Below are 17558 nucleotides of genomic sequence, written 5' to 3' on the forward strand. Positions count from 1 at the left end.
TTTAAATATTGTGGATATACTGTCAACCAATCTTAATTCAATTTGGTTTACAAGTATGTCTGTCACCGCTTCCGACCTGGCGTTTGACCAACGTCATATCTGGCACCCCTACACCTCCATGAGCCGCCCATTGCCCTGTTACCCGATCGAGTCGGCCAGCGGCGTCGAGCTGCAGCTGGCGGATGGCCGGCGCCTGGTGGACGGCATGTCCTCCTGGTGGGCGGCGATCCACGGTTACAACCATCCGAGTCTGAATCAGGCCGCCAGCCAGCAGTTGGAGAAGATGTCGCACGTGATGTTCGGCGGCATCACCCATCCGGCCGCCATCTCGCTGTGCCGTCGGCTGGTGGCGATGACGCCGGAAGCGCTGCAGTGCGTGTTCCTGGCAGATTCAGGTTCGGTGGCGGTGGAAGTGTCACTGAAGATGGCGCTGCAGTACTGGCAGGCGCGCGGCGAGCGCCGGCAGCGCATCCTCACTCTGCGCCACGGCTATCACGGCGATACCTTCGGCGCGATGTCGGTCTGCGATCCGGACAACTCGATGCACAGCCTCTATCAGGGCTATCTGGCGCCGCACCTGTTCGCCACCGCGCCGCAGTGCCGCTTCGACGAGGAATGGCGCGAAGAAGACATTGCGCCGTTCGCCGCGCTGCTGGAGCAGCACGCCGGTGAAGTGGCGGCGGTGATCCTGGAACCGGTGGTGCAAGGCGCCGGCGGCATGCGCATCTACCACCCAACCTACCTCAAGCGGGTGCGCGAGCTGTGCGATCGTCATCAGGTGCTGCTGATCGCCGACGAGATCGCCACCGGCTTCGGCCGCACCGGCAAGCTGTTCGCCTGCGAACACGCGCAGGTGGTGCCGGACATTCTCTGCCTGGGCAAGGCGCTGACCGGCGGTTACATGACCCTGTCCGCCACCCTGACCACCCGCCACGTGGCGGAGACCATCAGCAACGGCGCGGCCGGCTGCTTTATGCACGGGCCAACCTTTATGGGCAACCCGCTGGCCTGCGCGGTAGCGGACGCCAGCCTGGCGCTGCTGGCGGAAAATCGCTGGCAGGCGCAGGTGAGCGCCATCGAAGCCCAGCTGAAGCAAGAACTGCTGCCGTTGGCGGCGCTGCCGAAGGTGGCGGACGTGCGGGTGCTGGGGGCGATTGGGGTGGTGGAGATGCGCGAACCGGTGGATGTCGCCGAGCTGCAGCGCGGGTTCGTCGAGCGCGGGGTGTGGATCCGGCCGTTCGGCAAGCTGATTTACCTGATGCCGCCTTACATCATCGAAGCGGACCAGCTCAGCCGCCTGACCGCCGCCGTGGCTGCCGCCGCGCGTTAATGCCTTACCAATGCTGGTCGAGATAGCGGGCCAGCAATCCCAGGCACAGCAGCCAGAGTAAAATGATCATCGCCGCCGCCATGCGGCCGGTGGGGTTGTCGACGCGCTGTTGCGCCTTCTCGCGCAGCTCGGCCATCAGCGGCTTGGGGATCAGGCGCACCGCCAGCATGATGCCCAACGGTACGATAATCACGTCGTCCAGATAGCCCAATACCGGAATGAAGTCCGGGATCAGATCGATCGGCGAGATCGCATAGCCGGCCACCAGCAGTGCGATCAGCTTGGCGTACCACGGGGTGCGCTTATCACGGGCGGCCAGCCACAGCGCGTAAATATCGCGCTTGATGCCTTTGGCCCAACGGCGCAGCCAGCCGAACCACGGCGTGCGTTTTTTCAGTGAAATCATGATTACTTCATATAAGAACGTAAAACGGTCATCAATTGCTCGATGTCCTGCTCGCGCTGCTGCGGCGTAGCGTCTGCGGCAGCCAGATGTTCGCGCACATGCCCTTCCAGCACCTGCGCCATTAAACCGTTGACCGCGCCGCGCACCGCCGCGATCTGCTGCAGCACAGCAGAACATTCGCCGCCGCTCTCCAGCGCGCGCTCCAGCGCTTCGGCCTGCCCTTTAATGCGGCGCACCCGCGCCAACAGCTTCTTTTGATCTCTGAGGGTATGGCTCATTATTTCCGCCTGATTGTTATTTACTATACTGGGGTATAGTATATTTCAGCACACTACCTTTTGCTGAGGAACTTCACCATGACGTCTCATACGCCCGCTTTGCACCGCGAGCACAGCCACGTTTTTGACGATGGTAACCCATTGGCCGAAAGAAACACCAGATGGGCGGTGATACTCACCGCCAGTATGATGGTCATCGAGATCGCCGGGGGCTGGCTGTTTAACTCGATGGCATTGCTGGCCGACGGCTGGCACATGAGCTCGCATGCGCTGGCTCTGGGCTTGTCGCTGCTGGCTTACGGCGCCGCACGCCGGTTGGCCAAGGATCGCCGCTTCAGCCTCGGCACCTGGAAGATAGAAGTGCTGGCCGGTTACACCAGCGCGGTGTTGTTGGTGCTGGTGGCTGCGCTGATGCTGTTTCAGTCAGCGCAGCGGCTGCTGAATCCCAGCCCGATTCATTACAACGAAGCCATCGCCATCGGTACGATCGGGCTGGCCGTCAATCTGCTTTGCGCCTGGCTGTTGCGCGGGGGCGGCCACCATCACCACCACGGGGATCACCACGATGACCATCATCATGACCTCAACCTGCGCTCCGCCTATATCCACGTCATCGCCGACGCCGCCACCTCGGTGTTGGCCCTCGTCGCGCTGTTCGGCGGCAAGCTTTGGGGCGCCGCCTGGCTCGATCCGTTGATGGGCATCGTCGGCGCGATGATGGTTGCCGCCTGGGCCTATAGCCTGATGCGCGATAGCGGGAAGATTTTGCTGGATGCCGAAATGGACGCCCCCGTGGCGCAAGAGATACTTCAGACCCTGGCCACCTCCGGCCACCCACTCACGCTGACCGATTTGCATTTAGGCCGCATCGGTAAAGGAAAATATCATTGCGTCCTCGCCCTGAGCAGCGCCGATCGCGCCCTCACCGCCGATCGGGTGCGCCAACTGTTGGCCGCGCATCCCGAACTGGTGCATGTTACCGTCGAGATCAACCGCCCACCGTTGGCGCAAGGGGTTGTATTGTTCCACCGAAAAGATCTAGCTTAAGGGCTCTGCTTTTATCGCAACTGGGAGTCATTATGGCTTTTCGTTTGTACAGCAACGATCTGCAGGACGGCGGCACAATGCCGCAGACGCAGGTCTTCAACGGCATGGGCTACCACGGCGATAACCTGTCGCCCCACCTGGCCTGGGACGGCGTGCCCGCCGGCACCAAGAGCTTCGTCGTCACCCTGTACGATCCCGATGCCCCTACCGGCTCCGGCTGGTGGCACTGGGTGGTGGCCAATATTCCGGCCGACGTGCGTGAGCTGCCGCAGGGCGCAGGCTCCGGCAAAGCGCCGCTGCCGAGCGCCGCGCTGCAAACCCGCACCGACTTCGGCTCGGCCGGTTACGGCGGCGCCGCGCCGCCGAATGGCGAAAGCCACCGCTATCAGTTCACCGTGCATGCGTTGGACGTGGAGCGCATTGACGTGGATGAGGGTTCCAGCGGCGCGCTGGTGGGCTTCAACGTCCATTTCCACAGTCTCGGCAGCGCCACGCTGACGGTGATGTTCAACTGATCCCCCGCCAATAAAAAAGCGCGGTCAACCGCACCGCGCTTTCCACTCGAGTCAGGCTGACGAATTACTTCGCCAGCACGCTCACCCACATCGGGCCCTTGCCCACCGGATAACGCGCCAGCATCGTCAGCTCGCCGCTGCTCTGGTCAATTTCATGCACCGCGATGTGATCGGACTTCTGGCCGGACGAAATCACGAAGCGGCCGCTGTGATCGATATTGAAACCGCGCGGCTGCGTTTCGGTCGGATAATAGCCGGCCACGCTCAGCGTGCCGCCGTCTTCGGAAACGCTGAAGAGGGTCAGAATGCTGGCGGTGCGATCGCTGGTATACAGGAAGCGGCCGTTCGGCGTGATATGAATGTCCGCCGCCCAGCGGGTGCCGTCGAAATCGCTCGGCATGATGTCCAGCGTCTGCGTCACGCTGTACTTGCCGCCGTTTTCCGAAATGGCCAGCACGTCTACCGTGCCGTTCAGCTCATTGACGCAGTAGGCGAACTTGTCGTTGTGGTGGAACGCCATATGGCGCGGACCGGCGCCGGTAGCGATATCCACCGCGTCCTGCGCGTGCGGCGTCAGTTGGCCCGCCAGGCTCAGGTTAAACAGACGAATGCGGTCTTCTTTCAGACACGGCACCAGCACCAGTTGGTTGGTCGGATCGATGTTCGCCGAGTGCGGCGCGCTCAGGCCGTCGATCTGTTGGATCGGCGCCGTTACTACGCCGTCGTGGCCGATCGGGCTGATGCTGGCGCAGTTGCCGCTGTAGGAAGCGGAGAACAGGTAACGCCCCTGCAAATCGGTCGAGATATGGGTCGGGCTGCCCGGCAGCGGCGCCATGCCCGCCTGCTGCAACGTGCCATCCGCCTCGATGCGATAGCTGACGATACCGAACGCCGGACGCACGCCGACGTACAGGTGAGTCTTGTCCGGATGAAGGGTCATCGGCTGCACCTGGCCCGGCACGTCAACGGTTTGCAGCAGCGCCAGCGCGCCGGCGTCGTCCAACTGCCAGACGTGGATCTGCTGGCTCTCCGGGCTGGCGACATAAACGATTTGCTTCATGTGTTCTCCTTGCAAAGGGTAAAAGAGGAACCGGTTTCAGGCCGTTCGCTTGCCCCTAGCTTACCGCACATCCGTCGCATGGCAACCCTGCTTAGCACCGGAAGCTCACGCGGTTTTCTCCATAGGCTATCCGGTGTACCATCGGAAACATAACTGTATGTAATTACAGTTATTTCATATAAAAACCAATAACATCAAAGTATAACCACATAATAAAATTGCATTATTTTAATGCATTCTAATCAGGTTTAATGTATTTTCCGCTCATCAGCACCCCTAACAGCACCCCTCAAATCGTACCGAATGGTTTAACTATGGCCTATTACAGCATCGAAAAAAGAACCAAAGCAGATGGTACTGTACGGTATCGCTGCACTGTTGGTGTCCGGGAAAAAGGCGTCTATCTTTTCCGTGAAAATAGAACGTTCGGCAAACAAGCTCTGGCAAAGACATGGGGCATTAACCGGGTTGCTGAGTTGGAAAAAAACGGCATCCCAAACTCTAATGACACCGACCGGATAACTGTGGCCGAGCTCATACAAAAATATCTTGATGATCCAGAAACAGGCGGGAAGGCGGGAAAAGATAAATCCTCAACTCTGCGCATGTTGCTGACCGCTGAGTTTAGCTTCTTGGCGCTATCAAAGCTGCAGGCCAATGACATCATTGATCACTGCAGACGAAGGGTTGCTAACGGCGCCAGTCCATCAACCGTCTCTCATGACTTGAGTTATCTTGGCACGGTATTGAAAGCCGCAAAGCCTATATACGGCATCAGCTACACCGCTAATCCGATCGATGAAGCAAAGCCACTTCTGGCTAAGATGCGCCTAATCTCGAAATCGAATAGGCGAACTAGACGCCCTGACGAAAAAGAGATAGACGTCATCGTTGCTGCCTTGCAAGAGCGACAAAACCATCCCCGATCCAGGATACCGTTTGTCGATATTTTCAATTTTTCTATTCTTTCGTGCATGCGAGTCGGCGAGGTTTGCCGCATAGAATGGAGTGATATTGATTATGCTCAGAAATCAGTTCTTGTAAGGGATAGAAAGGATCCGAGGAAGAAAGCAGGAAACCACATGAGTGTTCCGCTTCTTGGTGAGGCGTGGGAGATAGTCATGCGCCAAGAGAGGGTTTCAAATTACATTTTCCCTTATAACTCAAAGTCTATATCAGCAGCATTCATCAAGGTTAGAGAGAAGATTGGGATAGATGACCTACACTATCACGATCTTAAGCGGGAGGGAGCAAGTAGGTTGTTTGAGGCTGGATTTAGTATCGAAGAAGTGGCTCAGGTAACTGGGCATAAGAACTTAAATACATTGTGGCAAGTTTACACTGAGCTGTACCCTAAATCGCTTCATGAAAAATTTGATCTACTTCGGAAATCAAAGGAGAAATGATGGGAAGCATCACCCTCGCCGGCCGGCAGATCTTCATTCTCAACGAAAACGACAGATACCCAGAGCCAACTATCAACAGCCCTCCCATGTTCGCTATTCGCGAAGACGAGGAACACCAACACTGGCTTTATGTGTGGCATAAGGGGCGTTGGCCGCTGGTGTCAGATGTGCCGTTTAAAACCCAGGGAGAGGCAGTTGATGCGGCGCTGGACTTCGATTTTAGAATTTAACGGCTGTTCCCAGCAGCTGAAAATGAGCCATGAGTTAAGTCGTACTTGCTTAGCACGCCTCTTCCGCCGCTATTTGAGTCATCCGTACCAACTCTATCAAGAATCATAATAATCACTGGGTAAAGACTTTTCGGCGAACCATCAAATTTTACAGAGACAAATCGGCCAGACTTAAGAGCAAACATGATAGAGTCCTCTGCTTGTTTTCTGGCCTTCATTTCAAACTCATAATATTCATAATTCCCATCCTTGGGAATGGTCAATAAGAATGAAAAAGCTGAATAGTTTTTGCTAGCAGACTCGATTTTTGCGTAAAGAAAAGACTGTTCACCCATCCATGTTGTATCTTCATCAGAGTAATACTCGTTGGCCGTAAGCCCAGAATATTCTACATATGCACGCGGCAATAAGTTAACCGGGTCTGACAAATACGGGATATTTAGCAGTCGATACAGAATTTTCTTTACTTTAATAAGTGACATGATATCAGTCGCTAAAAATAATATTTGACATATTATATCATATCATTGTCAACCTTTAAACCCACATCTAAATCTTAACTCCAACCCCTGCCATTCTTACCTGAGACTCCAAGTATTTCCTATTTAACGCTTCTAGTGATAGCGATTTGTTATAGATTGCAAACTCATACGTTTTGATGTTTGAGCTTTGACCACCTGCAAGACTTCCGATCAGCAGTGGTGATGTGGAGCTGACGTATGGAGATGGGAAAAACCCCCCGGTGGCTGAAAAATCTATCCTGCCCGGTTGTTTGATAACGACAGACAATGACGGCACTGATGCGTTAACAGACACGGCATAAAACAGTGGTTTCGTCATATCGGGCAAATCATCGATAATGGAAACTTTCGACGCGGCACGCGTTGCTACGTTTCCGGCACCAGTCAAATAAATAGCTGCGCCTGACTCCGGCGAGGCCTTAAAATTTCCCGCAATTACCATTGCAGCACTCGTAGCCTGGCTCATATCAATAACGCCAGAAAACGAAAACTCTCCACTTTCCACATACGATGAAAGAAGGTTGTTAGCTCCGCCAGATTTTGCAATTAACGCATTATCAGCAAGAGAATAGCTGCCTTGCGCAGTTAGCACCTGAGTTTGAGAGTTGGCGGACACAAGAGACCCGCTAGTAAAATTCCAGAATGCCAGCGCCTCCGGATCATACGGAAGAAACAAGTCAATGTCGCTTGAGTTAACCTTGCCGATGGTTGTTGGAACATTCGCTTGAATTCTAATAAACATGTTGCTCATTATATAACCTCGCTAATTGCGTTCAATTTAAAGTGTGGACACAGATAAAACATTGGCTTAACTACACCATCGATAATACATGTGTCTTTACATGAATCTCTCAAATTTCCGCTAGCTCCATTTGATATATTTAAAGATGGAGCTAAATTATCAAACGCATAGCTTACCTGTGTAACCCCTGTCAAATTAGAATCAAGTGTAATAACTACAGAGTCCCCCTCAGAAACCTCAACCGAGGTTATTGTTTTTCCTGCAACAGAAAAACCGAAATCTTTGGTGCTTGCTAAATTTGCAACATCAAGAACGAGCGGCGGCACTGGGACGTTAAATCTAACTGTGATTTTATTACCTAAATATGTTGCCCCTTTGGGCATAATAGATAACGGCTTATCACCATCAATTACTGCTTGCTTATATGCTCGCCCGTAATACGCCCCTATCCATTTGTAACCCACAGCCATTAAATGCAATCCGTCAGAGTAGTGCGGGAATGCGTATGTTGGCGCCACAAAGTAGAAATAATCGCTTGTTTGACATGCTTCTAACAACGCCAATGGAACTGCATCGTTTAATTTTACGCGGGAGCTGTGCTGATACGTCAGAAACATCACAGGACTACCCTGCCCAGTTGTTGCCCGAGCATCATCCGTAACATCTTTTTGCAGTTTTTTCAGTGCGGCCAGATGCGCCGCTTTTGTGTAGCTGGAATTAATGCTATCAGTCTCCCCCTGCAGCCACGCTACGGCATGTAGTGCGATGTCATTATTTAAATTGGCTGCGCCGGCCAGGTGGGCCATGAATTGTGAGGCATACCACGATGAACCCTTCGACAGCTGCGAAATCGTATATCCCCCATGCCCTGCTGTGCTTGAAAAAATCACATGCTCAGCAGGCTCTACTCCATTCTCTCGATACATTGACAGACTTGCGTAGTTTGCAGCTCCTGAGCATACAGTTTCACCAACGCTGGCCTGATCATCTGGTGTTGGTGTTTTTGAATCTTCGACCAATGGTTTGGTTCCAGAAAAATCGCCACCATTCCCGCGAACTCCGCTTGAAAACGTTATGTTGCTATATGGTTGATTTACTGACAAAACTGACTGAGCTAACACTCCAGTGGAAAGAGACTGCCCATATGCCAGTAAAAAATTAACTGCCACTGATGCAGTTTTAAACGGCAACCTACTTTTGTCTGATGCGGCGCTCTCTGGGAATAAGCCAACTAGCTCATCTTTATCTTTATCATATCCAAGGGCAATTCCATTATTGTTACCACCAACAATAGGGATAACGTTATCATTCCCTTTATATAGTGACATGCCCACCCCGGATAGTTTGGCTGTCATTTTGGATTGGCTCTGAACATCGACCCCAACTATAGCGCCTTTATTGTCATCATAAGCTAAGGCGATATTATTCTGCTTATCTGTTAGCAATGGATATATACCTTTACCTTTAAATAGTGCGGAATTTGTAAGAGATTTAGATGACTCACCACAAAAATTTAGAAGGAAAAATAAAATCTCCCATACACCATCACCATTCTCGATGCTCTTTCCTGTTGATATTGCAACGCCAGAAATATTTTTATACTGGTCTGCGATTTTCAAATTATCATCAGACCAAATAAAGAAGAAAGCTCCTTCTGGTATTTCTCCCGATGCGATGGCAGCATCCGCTTGTTCTTTAGTATATGCTTTACCAAGAGGTGATAGGTTTTTAACCAAGCCAGCCCAGGTGATTAGCTCATTGCCAATACGCCCCGTTGTTTTATCGTTAATTGAATTTATTAATAAATCCATAACTTGCGCATTATCATACAAATCGCGCGGATCAGCTGAGCCATTAGGCCCGACAGGGTTTCCTGTGTTGTAAGTGGTCATCTTGGCCTCATAAAAGAAAACCCGCCGCAGCGGGTTATTTGGATATATTAATAACTTAGATATTACCTGGATAGATATCGTCATCATGCTGATAAAGCAATGGGGTATACTGCAATGCGTTCACTTTGCACGTACCATCGGCGCCAGGCTCGATGGAGTCCATTATTGAGTCATACCCTACACGGCTTGATGAGCAGAATATAACTCGCGGTGGCTCTATCGCCGGGTTATTCATGATCCACTCATCAATTCGCACATCCGCAGTATTGGCAATGGAGAATGTGTAATCATCAATACGAGTTGGCATCAAAAGCGGGGATGCGGAGCCATCCTGGAACCGTATCAGACAACGCGGGTTTTCAAATGACCAATCGAGGGGTTCACTTACCTCAATCCGCACCACGTTATCATCATGCTGTTCATCAACAACCAGACAACTAATCGTCTTGCTGCCGGGAATGTCATCTGTTAGCACAATGCGATCACCGTAGTTGTAGCAGAGAGCGTCCATTTCTGTGCTTGTTGAGTGCGTGAGCCGCTGATATCGGTACTTCATCAGCCGGCGCATGCCGATGCGATAGGCCCGATCAGGATCCTTCACACCATCCAGTGTGTAATCCTCCACTTTTTTTGGCGTTGGGTTATCACTGAAACGACATTGTACCGTTTCCTCTGCCCACGTAGTGGCATTAACGTAGGTAACATCAACCCCGTCATAGTCGTCCTGAGACAAAGCCTTGAAGGCTGTCTGGAGTTCCTCTGTTTGCTCTTGCGGACTGATCACGCCTGACCAGTTTTTAATCCCCTCGCGACCAGCAGAGGCAAGACCATCACTCGACAAAAAATACCCCATTCCAGCATTCGCGATCCGTTGCAGCACGTCTAAACCGGACGTGTTATCACTGCCTGCAGACCAGTCGAAGGTTTCGCCCCTGGGTGTCCAGTAATTAGCTTCCAGCGCATTGATAGTGGCATAGTCGATCTGGTTATCTGAGTAACCAAGATCTTTCAGCACGTGGTATAACGCACCACTGATGCTCCGCGATGGATGCCCATCATAGAGCCTTGTTGCGACCAGATTAACGCGCCGATCAGACTGAGCCGCCAGGCGGTTACCCGTGCGAATAGTCAGCGCGATCGTTGTGATTTCAGGATAGCTGGTCTTGCGCGCCGACAGTTTTGCTCGCATCGCCTGCCACTGGACAGAATCCCGCGTAGTACCACCCCATACCGGCGTATCTCGCTTAATCCGCACCTCATAGTTACCTGGAGTAGGGAACGTGATCGCCTCGGTATAACCAACTTCATTCACAGTGTTGTTACCATGTGTTATCTGTACGCTGGTCCAGGCGTCAGAGCCAGACAAACGATATTGAATCGTCATCGCCACATCGTGCCAGTGAATGGCGCCATCCTTACTTCCGACATCACACAGTCCCTGCGGATAAACAAAGTTAAGTTCTATCTGACTTGTCGTTTCATTTTCCGGGCAACAGAGAAATGGCCCCATCCAGTCGTTGGCATCACTGAGCCCTGTTACTGTAGAGTCCAGTAATGTGCGGCCAGTGAATCCTGGCCACGTCGGATCTACCGTTGTTGAACCACCTGGGTTTTCTATCAGTCGCTCAACGCTGATTGTCTGGCCATCAATGTTAGTAATGCGATACCGATATCCCCTTAGCCCAAAAGCTATCCGCTGAGAACCGTTGGGGATTCCTACGAAGGCGTCTCCGGTTGAGCTACCCCATGCCATAGCGATGTTTTCACTGATGGCTGGCGTTCCTCCAGTTGATGCTGTTCCGCCGACAACTACAGGGTCAGAGCCAAACAAGACAGCCGGCAGCACGCTGAAACCGATATTGTTACCGCTAAATGGGCTCTCTTTTTCCCTGATCACAATCTTCGTGTCTATCGCAACCACTTCCAGACCTGACCCTGAAAGTTGATCATCGATCTCGTCAGTAAGGCCAGACATCGTTACGTAGTTTGCTGTCAGAGAAATAACATAATTCACACTGGCCCACGTCAGCGTAAATGATAGAGGGGTGGTGCTAAAGTCGTATGTCGTTGGCGCCGCTGACGCGGTTATGCTCGCGGCGTTACCTCCCACACCTGGTACCGCGGGTGATCCTGGGTTGTATGCTGAAATGAACAAGTCAATTCGTGTTCCATTCCATGTCATCGAAACCGGCAGCCCTACTGATGGATTTAGTTCAGCAAAATCGCCATAGATAACGTTATGCCCCGATTCGATCGCCACTGTAAATGTGTCCGGGGCCTGAATCGTCAGGTCAGTACCCACCACCCACGAGTCAGGAATAACGGCATCACCGTCTCCATCAACGGCACCAATAACAGTCAGGTTATTGCCAGATACTGTGATCGCGTCGGCGGTAATGCTGACTGAATCCGGACCCGTTGAAGCAAGATCAAGCCCTGAAGTTCCAGATGTGGTCCCGCCGACTTCTGTCGAAGCAAACCAATTTTCTGTGCGGTGATCGGAAACAACATTGGCGCCAGGTGGGTAGATCGTATAGCTCACATCATCGCCAAAACTACTCACGGGTGTATTGCCGATCTTTATCGTTGTTTGGTTGATGGATTGGTTACCAACACCCACACACAGGAACATATCTGTTCTGTAGATTTGTGGGTTACTGTTGTCGAAGCGGCTAACCGGCTGAACCAGATAATCGGGATAAACGCGATCTCTACCCAACACCTCTCTGATTGGGTCGCCAAGCTTGGCCGTGTTGGCTTTCGCCGGTGATAAGTCCAGAGAGTCGCCACCACTGGCCGATCCCATCCCATCCTTGCTCATCTGCGACATCATGATCAGCGAGTAAGCAGCAGAAGCCACAGCAACAGCTACAGCAGCCCAGGCAGCGATCTCTAATCCCGTGCCATAAGGGATCGGAAATATCCGCACATCCGTTTCTGCGCTGATATGGCACAGCGGCCACTCGATAGCGGCAATACTTTTGCCGTTAACCTCAACGGCAATAGGGTGACGCATGTCATTCTGATAACCATCCACGTTTTCAACGAACCACTGATGCAGCGTCATGGCCCTATGTTCATGCGTTTCCAATGGTTCACCAGGCAGGCGAGAGGGATAAATGCGGATCACAGGTAATACTCCACTTTTATAAAACGCCGCTCAAAACGCGTCAGAGGAAGAAATGTCACGTTCGTATTCGGATTACATTCCGCCGCATGTAAGACGCCATCAATACTCACCACAACTGCAACATGCGTCACCATGCTCCCGGAATAACAAGCAATTCCTGCCCCTTCGCACGGCTCACACTTGCTCAACTCACGCATTAATCCCCGCGCTGAATTGTCCAGTCCATTATTATCTTTCGTCACGCCCGCAAAATCTGGCCAGGATGGCATGCCGATATCGCGCCGAACCTCGTTAACAATGCCGAAGCAGTCAAGTTCAGGATAAGTTCGTCCACCCTTCAGCCAGGTGACAGAAAGGTATTTATCAGGATTAAACATGGGATGTCCCTTACGAGAGGTAGCGCAGCCCCGGATAGTCTGGCAGAGTAAATCGTCGGCGCGGCCACGCAGTGTCAAGCACGTTCAAATAGCCCGCCGTTATCTGAACCTCTATTGATGTCCAGTAGCCCGATTTAATTGTCAAGGTAAATGGCGGCGAAGCTGGCGCTGTTAAATCAGTAGACAGGTAATGCCGGTAAGTCAGCGTACCTATTTCCTGATTCCCCAACGCATCGCGGATGGCATTTGAAACCGTACCATCGATATTACAGATCGCAAATTTTAGGTCTTGTGTGCCGTCAGCGTTCCTGGCGGGTAAAGACAAATCGATCCCGCAGGCGGTAAATGTTGCAACCGCCCCGTTTTCAAGCGTTGCGGTGATATCATCCCATCCCCGCGTTAACCAGTATGTCGCACCACCGACTACGATCTGCAGTGTCTCGATGATAACTTCAGAACCTGACGACGCATAAAGCCGATTTAATACCGTCATGGTTCAGGCCACTCCCTGTTGATTGCGAGATCGATGATGTTCTGTCCCGCGATAAACTCGGGGAAGTTACCCCAACCAGGTGGAACCAATGGGCGCTCCCAAAGTTCTAGCGTTGCACTGAACTGCCAATACTTGCCGCCAATTAACACAGGGCCTTCATAGATATCAACAAAGCGACATACATAGGGCTTTATCCCTATCGGGGTGCGCAAAGTCATGTTGAACCATGAGGCCCCATCACTGATTGCATCGCGATACCAAGCCTCAAAAGCCTGTCCCTGAACGTCATTCATTAGCCATGATACAGGCGCCTGCGTTGGCGTTGAAGTGTATCGCCTGCGCTGGCGCGCTCTTCCTGATACCATCTGCGTTCTGAGCAACGGGCTGATGGGCTTAAGTCCATACCCATCCTGAAGCGGCAATGGTAGGTATTGATGCGGGTAATCGATATTTGATGTGATCCCCATTAACCTGTTCTCCGTTTTGTTTGCCATCCAGCACCAAGAGCTTTTGAGAAATCCCCTCGCCCCGTAGCGACATCAGAGGTCATCTGGCCGTACAGGCGTTTATTACCGCGAGATACTGCTTCCTCGATAGCGCGTATCGTGCTTTTGTCTGGATCACCGTTGACGGTTAAATGAGTGACCGGTGCATAAGGCACTTTACCCCCAGTATTCGCATCTCGCCCCACTCGATCTAGCGTGGCATCAAGTTTAGCGCTGGTCTTAGCTGTCGTAACTCGCTCCCCTTTTTGTAAAAGCCAGGTGCCTGTTTCAGGAACGGAATCAATACCATCGTGAGCCTGTCCCTTTAATGCGCCACTGACGCCGAGAGCAAGCACTCCTGCTGCAGCGGCAGCTGCAACAGCCGCTCCTGGCGCTACCGCTGGGCCAACAAAGGGAACGCCTATCATGGCTGAAAATGCAGATAAACCAGCCATTGCAACTTGAGCAGCGGCGTATGATAGCAATGCAGAACCTATAGATTGGAGAAATGAAGCCGCAAACTCATCAGCATTTAGCTTACCAGTCTCAGCCCAATCAATTATCATATCTGTTAAGCTCCCAAACGCTTGAGCGCCTACCTGCTGCATACTGGTATAAAGATTCATCGAACCTTCGATCTGCGTCTGCAATCCAGACATAAAACCGGCCATACCATCATTTCTAAGCTCATCCGTTTTTTTATAATATTCCTCCTGAATCCTAAGTTGTTCGTCCAATGAATCGGTAAGCGCCTGTGTTTTACGGTCATACAGATCTTTGTCTATATCACCAGAGTCAAATTGCGTTTGAAGGTCAGTCTGCCGGCGGGCAAAATCCTCACGGATAGATGACATTTCTTTCAATCTATTCCGCTGGTCGTCGCTCGAATAAGCCCCAATGAAATCAGCATTAAGTCCCTGCCGCTTAGCTTCATTTTCCATTTGAAGAGAAGCAGCATATTGTGACGCTTTAATCATATTCTCATTGGCTTTCTTAACCGCGTTTAGCTTGTCTACTTCTTCCGCCAAATATTGCAATCTTTTCTTCTGTATTTCATTCAGTCCATTGAGTTTTCCAGACGAAATGTCGAACGCCAACTTTTGTTGCTCAGTAACTTCAGCAGTCCTCTTCCCAGATGTGTCGATTAATTCTATTTGACGTAGGTATGCCGATTCAGTTGCCTTAAACGCATTATCGAATTTAATACTAGGTGAGATAACTTTCGGTGATTTACCCGCCTTAGGCTTTCCGTTAGTCTCGCCCTTGCCTAACTCGAGCCCGCCTGATTCTGAAATAACAGCGAACTCAGTTGGCAGTTTTGTATTAAATTCACTAATAAGCTTTTCGTTTTTAGCAATCTCTGCCCTTATCTGATCGCTTCCTCTAATTACTCCTGCTGCAACATCTATTTTCCCAAGTAAAGATTCTGAGTAGGCAAGAGAATCGTTAAGTTCTTTCCGTTTTGATAGTAGATCATTGAAGGAAGAGTCAGCACTTGTTGAAGCACTTTTGTTCCATCCGTATGCAAAATCATTGGCAAGCTTTGCCGCCTGAGCCAACAACCCAACAAGATCTGTTATTCCCTTCGTAATATTAACAATCCCCTGAAGCACAGCAGGATCTGTAAATGTTTTTTCCAGGCTGTGAACAGATTCCACCAGCGGCTTCAAATCGATATCGGCCAAGCCAGCGGCCATTTTGTTTTTAAATCCCTCCCAGGAACCTTCTATCTCCTGGAATACCTCATTGACCTTTAGCAGCTTGTCAATATCTTCTTGCGGCGGTGCAACACCAAAATCCCTGGCTTGCTGGATAAATTTATTCAGTTTTTCATTGCCGTTATCAAATAGCGGCAACATTCTGGACAGGTCATTGCCCAGGCTTTCCAAAATGTTTGTCTTTTGGGCGGTATTCATTCCCTTCATGGCGTCAACTATCGCCACCAGCTGCTTCTCAGGCGACAGTTCTTGAAGTTTTTTCGCCGATAACCCCAGGGTATCGAGTGCACCAGCTGCCTCGCCGGACTGATTCAGAACAGCGTCGCCAATCTTGTCATTCAGATCTTTAAAAATATCAGCGATGTTATCGCCTTCAATACCAGCTTGCTGAGCAGCATACTTCCACTCTAACAACACTTGCGTTGAAGTGCCTAAAGACTTAGCCCAACGATCCGTTTCAGTGATTTGCGCTGAGGACGTTTTTAACAAGGAAACGCCAACGGCCGTGATAGCAGCGGCGCTAGTAACCGCTAACGCCGCCATTCCGGAGATCGCTGAACCGGCACTTTTAATATCCGACTCGACCTTTTTTCGCCACTTATCAGATGCACGCTCCGCCTTGTCCATGCCAGATGTGAACCCGCCCACCTTAGCAATTAGATCAATCGTCAGCGTGCCGAGAGATTTACTGGCCATAAACCATTCCTATAGACGGGTTAATCCCACAACGCCATTGCCTCTTCCAAGCTAATAGATTTATTGGAGTTCATGTGAGGAGAAAAATCACTGATATCGAAGGGCTGTGAGTTTTTACTGCGGTTTATGTTGGCGAGGACGGAACACACCAGCGCTGAGCCCCATTCCGTGCGCATAATACCGTTGAGAGAGCCATATTTTTCACGGTACCTAACCCATGTCCGGTATTCCTGGAGGCTGACTCGCTCCTGAGCCTCAGCAATGGTTCTCCCTCCGATGCCATTCATCACCAGCTCGCACCAGAACTCATCTTCTGGCGTTAGGCTTTGGTCTTTCCCAGACTGTTGACGTCCTGAATAGCCAACAACAATGCAATGGTCAGGGCACCGTCGAGAGAGCCTCGCTCAGGGTCAGCCTCGCCGGTGATATCTTGAGGGGTGAAAATTGGGTTTCCATTTTCGTCGCAAATTGATGCGGCAATTCGGCCTGCAATGTTATCAATTCTCCCATCGAAAGCGAGCAAGTCAGATTTAGTCGCATGATAGCCAAGTGGTCGCACATATACGGTGGCAGTGAGCTCTTTGTCACCCTGCTTCCAGGTGATTTCTTTCTCTACCGGGCGACCAGTAAAGGCACCATGTTCTTTCAATGATTCCAGAGTTAATTTCATGTCGTTACCATCAATGAGAAGTTAACGCGGGGCGCTCGGCCCCGGCGGATAGATTGATTAGCTGCCGGCTTGAGCCTTTGGAACCCAGACAGCAGGGCCAGAACGCTGGATAGTTGCAGCTGTACTGACAACGGTATTTTGTTGGAAGTCGAACGGGAAATCTGACACGTAACCTTGGAAGACATACCAGGTACGATCTTCAGGCAACAACAGACCATCTACAGAGTTTGGAGCGCCGGGAGCTGCTGCTGTTGGTACAGATTCACCATCAGACCAGCCTAACGCCCACGTAAGTGGTGTTTCATCGTCAGTCTCAGCCAGGTTATGCAGCATCAGGTGGCTGGCGTTTTTCGGATCCGCGTTCAGAGTTACAGACGCCTGGCCAGGCGTCTGCAGACCTTTTACATATGTCTTAGATTTGCGTTCCGAAAGACAAGTGTTTTCAATCTGATCTGCCGGGTTCCCGCCCGCCGTAAAGTTGGTAATACATTCAATCTCGCTTACGACTCCATTAGCGAGCACATACAACTGCGTGCCTTGTGTTAATACAGACATAGTGTCT

Annotated in this window: 19 protein-coding genes; 5 read left to right on the forward strand and 14 right to left on the reverse strand. The window is 51.4% G+C overall.

The window, feature by feature from the left end:
- Nucleotides 1-55 precede the first annotated feature (55 nt).
- Complete coding sequence (gene bioA, locus ACOWVD_RS11565) at nt 56-1330, forward strand: adenosylmethionine--8-amino-7-oxononanoate transaminase (RefSeq protein WP_049242121.1); 1275 nt, start codon at nt 56-58, stop codon at nt 1328-1330.
- Between the two features lie 4 nt (nt 1331-1334).
- On the opposite strand, the gene ACOWVD_RS11570 is transcribed toward bioA, so the two are convergent.
- Both ACOWVD_RS11570 and ACOWVD_RS11575 read right to left on the reverse strand, forming a co-directional pair.
- Entirely contained in the window at nt 1335-1736 is a 402-nt protein-coding gene (locus ACOWVD_RS11570) for a YkvA family protein (protein WP_004939804.1), read from the reverse strand.
- 2 nt (nt 1737-1738) lie between these two features.
- Nucleotides 1739-2014: a metal/formaldehyde-sensitive transcriptional repressor gene (locus ACOWVD_RS11575; RefSeq protein ID WP_004939805.1), complete on the reverse strand. Its 276-nt coding sequence runs from the start codon at nt 2012-2014 to the stop codon at nt 1739-1741.
- Between the two features lie 78 nt (nt 2015-2092).
- Here ACOWVD_RS11575 and dmeF point away from each other — a divergent pair, with 78 nt between their 5' ends.
- Nucleotides 2093-3061, forward strand: coding sequence for a CDF family Co(II)/Ni(II) efflux transporter DmeF (dmeF, locus tag ACOWVD_RS11580; RefSeq protein ID WP_325994888.1), 969 nt, complete (start codon nt 2093-2095; stop codon nt 3059-3061).
- A 32-nt stretch (nt 3062-3093) separates the two neighbouring features.
- Nucleotides 3094-3576, forward strand: a complete 483-nt coding sequence (locus ACOWVD_RS11585) for a kinase inhibitor (RefSeq protein ID WP_049242115.1) — start codon at nt 3094-3096, stop codon at nt 3574-3576.
- A 64-nt stretch (nt 3577-3640) separates the two neighbouring features.
- Here the strand turns inward: ACOWVD_RS11585 and pgl are convergent, their stop codons facing one another.
- The gene (gene pgl / locus ACOWVD_RS11590) at nt 3641-4636 is read right to left on the reverse strand and encodes a 6-phosphogluconolactonase (RefSeq protein ID WP_197764060.1); all 996 of its coding nucleotides are present in this window, start codon (nt 4634-4636) and stop codon (nt 3641-3643) included.
- A 314-nt stretch (nt 4637-4950) separates the two neighbouring features.
- On the opposite strand from pgl, the gene ACOWVD_RS11595 reads away from it, so the two are divergent.
- Nucleotides 4951-6042 carry a tyrosine-type recombinase/integrase gene (locus ACOWVD_RS11595; protein ID WP_421105845.1) on the forward strand — a complete coding sequence of 364 codons (1092 nt, stop codon included), beginning with the start codon at nt 4951-4953 and terminating at the stop codon, nt 6040-6042.
- A complete protein-coding gene (locus ACOWVD_RS11600; RefSeq protein WP_421105844.1) occupies nt 6042-6272 on the forward strand; it encodes a hypothetical protein in 231 nt (76 codons plus the stop codon). The genes ACOWVD_RS11595 and ACOWVD_RS11600 overlap by 1 nt, the downstream gene beginning before the upstream one ends.
- Here the strand turns inward: ACOWVD_RS11600 and ACOWVD_RS11605 are convergent.
- The 11 genes from ACOWVD_RS11605 to ACOWVD_RS11655 all read right to left on the reverse strand — a co-directional run bounded on the left by ACOWVD_RS11605 (nt 6269) and on the right by ACOWVD_RS11655 (nt 17551).
- Nucleotides 6269-6754 (reverse strand): hypothetical protein, encoded by a 486-nt coding sequence (locus ACOWVD_RS11605; protein ID WP_421105843.1) that lies wholly within the window; start codon nt 6752-6754, stop codon nt 6269-6271. The two genes, ACOWVD_RS11600 and ACOWVD_RS11605, sit on opposite strands and share 4 nt — an antisense overlap.
- 67 nt (nt 6755-6821) lie before the next feature.
- Complete coding sequence (locus tag ACOWVD_RS11610; RefSeq protein WP_421105842.1) at nt 6822-7544, reverse strand: hypothetical protein; 723 nt, start codon at nt 7542-7544, stop codon at nt 6822-6824.
- Entirely contained in the window at nt 7544-9427 is a 1884-nt protein-coding gene (locus ACOWVD_RS11615) for a sialate O-acetylesterase (protein WP_421105841.1), read from the reverse strand. The genes ACOWVD_RS11610 and ACOWVD_RS11615 overlap by 1 nt, the downstream gene beginning before the upstream one ends.
- A 55-nt stretch (nt 9428-9482) precedes the next feature.
- Nucleotides 9483-12494: a host specificity factor TipJ family phage tail protein gene (locus ACOWVD_RS11620; RefSeq protein ID WP_421130395.1), complete on the reverse strand. Its 3012-nt coding sequence runs from the start codon at nt 12492-12494 to the stop codon at nt 9483-9485.
- A gap of 59 nt (nt 12495-12553) precedes the next feature.
- Entirely contained in the window at nt 12554-12934 is a 381-nt protein-coding gene (locus ACOWVD_RS11625) for a nitrite transporter (RefSeq protein ID WP_421105839.1), read from the reverse strand.
- Between the two features lie 10 nt (nt 12935-12944).
- Nucleotides 12945-13427: a DUF1833 family protein gene (locus ACOWVD_RS11630; RefSeq protein ID WP_197798591.1), complete on the reverse strand. Its 483-nt coding sequence runs from the start codon at nt 13425-13427 to the stop codon at nt 12945-12947.
- On the reverse strand, nt 13424-13894 hold the full coding sequence (locus tag ACOWVD_RS11635) for a hypothetical protein (protein ID WP_421105847.1): 471 nt from the start codon (nt 13892-13894) through the stop codon (nt 13424-13426). The genes ACOWVD_RS11630 and ACOWVD_RS11635 overlap by 4 nt, the downstream gene beginning before the upstream one ends.
- On the reverse strand, nt 13894-16326 hold the full coding sequence (locus tag ACOWVD_RS11640) for a phage tail tape measure protein (RefSeq protein WP_421105838.1): 2433 nt from the start codon (nt 16324-16326) through the stop codon (nt 13894-13896). Before ACOWVD_RS11640 ends, ACOWVD_RS11635 begins: the two co-directional genes overlap by 1 nt.
- Nucleotides 16327-16346: 20 nt before the next feature.
- Nucleotides 16347-16613: a phage tail assembly protein T gene (locus ACOWVD_RS11645; protein WP_197842951.1), complete on the reverse strand. Its 267-nt coding sequence runs from the start codon at nt 16611-16613 to the stop codon at nt 16347-16349.
- A gap of 32 nt (nt 16614-16645) precedes the next feature.
- On the reverse strand, nt 16646-16996 hold the full coding sequence (locus ACOWVD_RS11650; RefSeq protein ID WP_197842886.1) for a phage tail assembly chaperone family protein, TAC: 351 nt from the start codon (nt 16994-16996) through the stop codon (nt 16646-16648).
- A 57-nt stretch (nt 16997-17053) separates the two neighbouring features.
- Nucleotides 17054-17551 carry a phage tail tube protein gene (locus tag ACOWVD_RS11655; RefSeq protein WP_197842887.1) on the reverse strand — a complete coding sequence of 166 codons (498 nt, stop codon included), beginning with the start codon at nt 17549-17551 and terminating at the stop codon, nt 17054-17056.
- Between the last annotated feature and the right edge of the window lie 7 nt (nt 17552-17558).

Source organism: Serratia sp. SA088 (genome assembly GCF_049065515.1).
GTDB classification, from domain to species: domain Bacteria; phylum Pseudomonadota; class Gammaproteobacteria; order Enterobacterales; family Enterobacteriaceae; genus Serratia; species Serratia nematodiphila.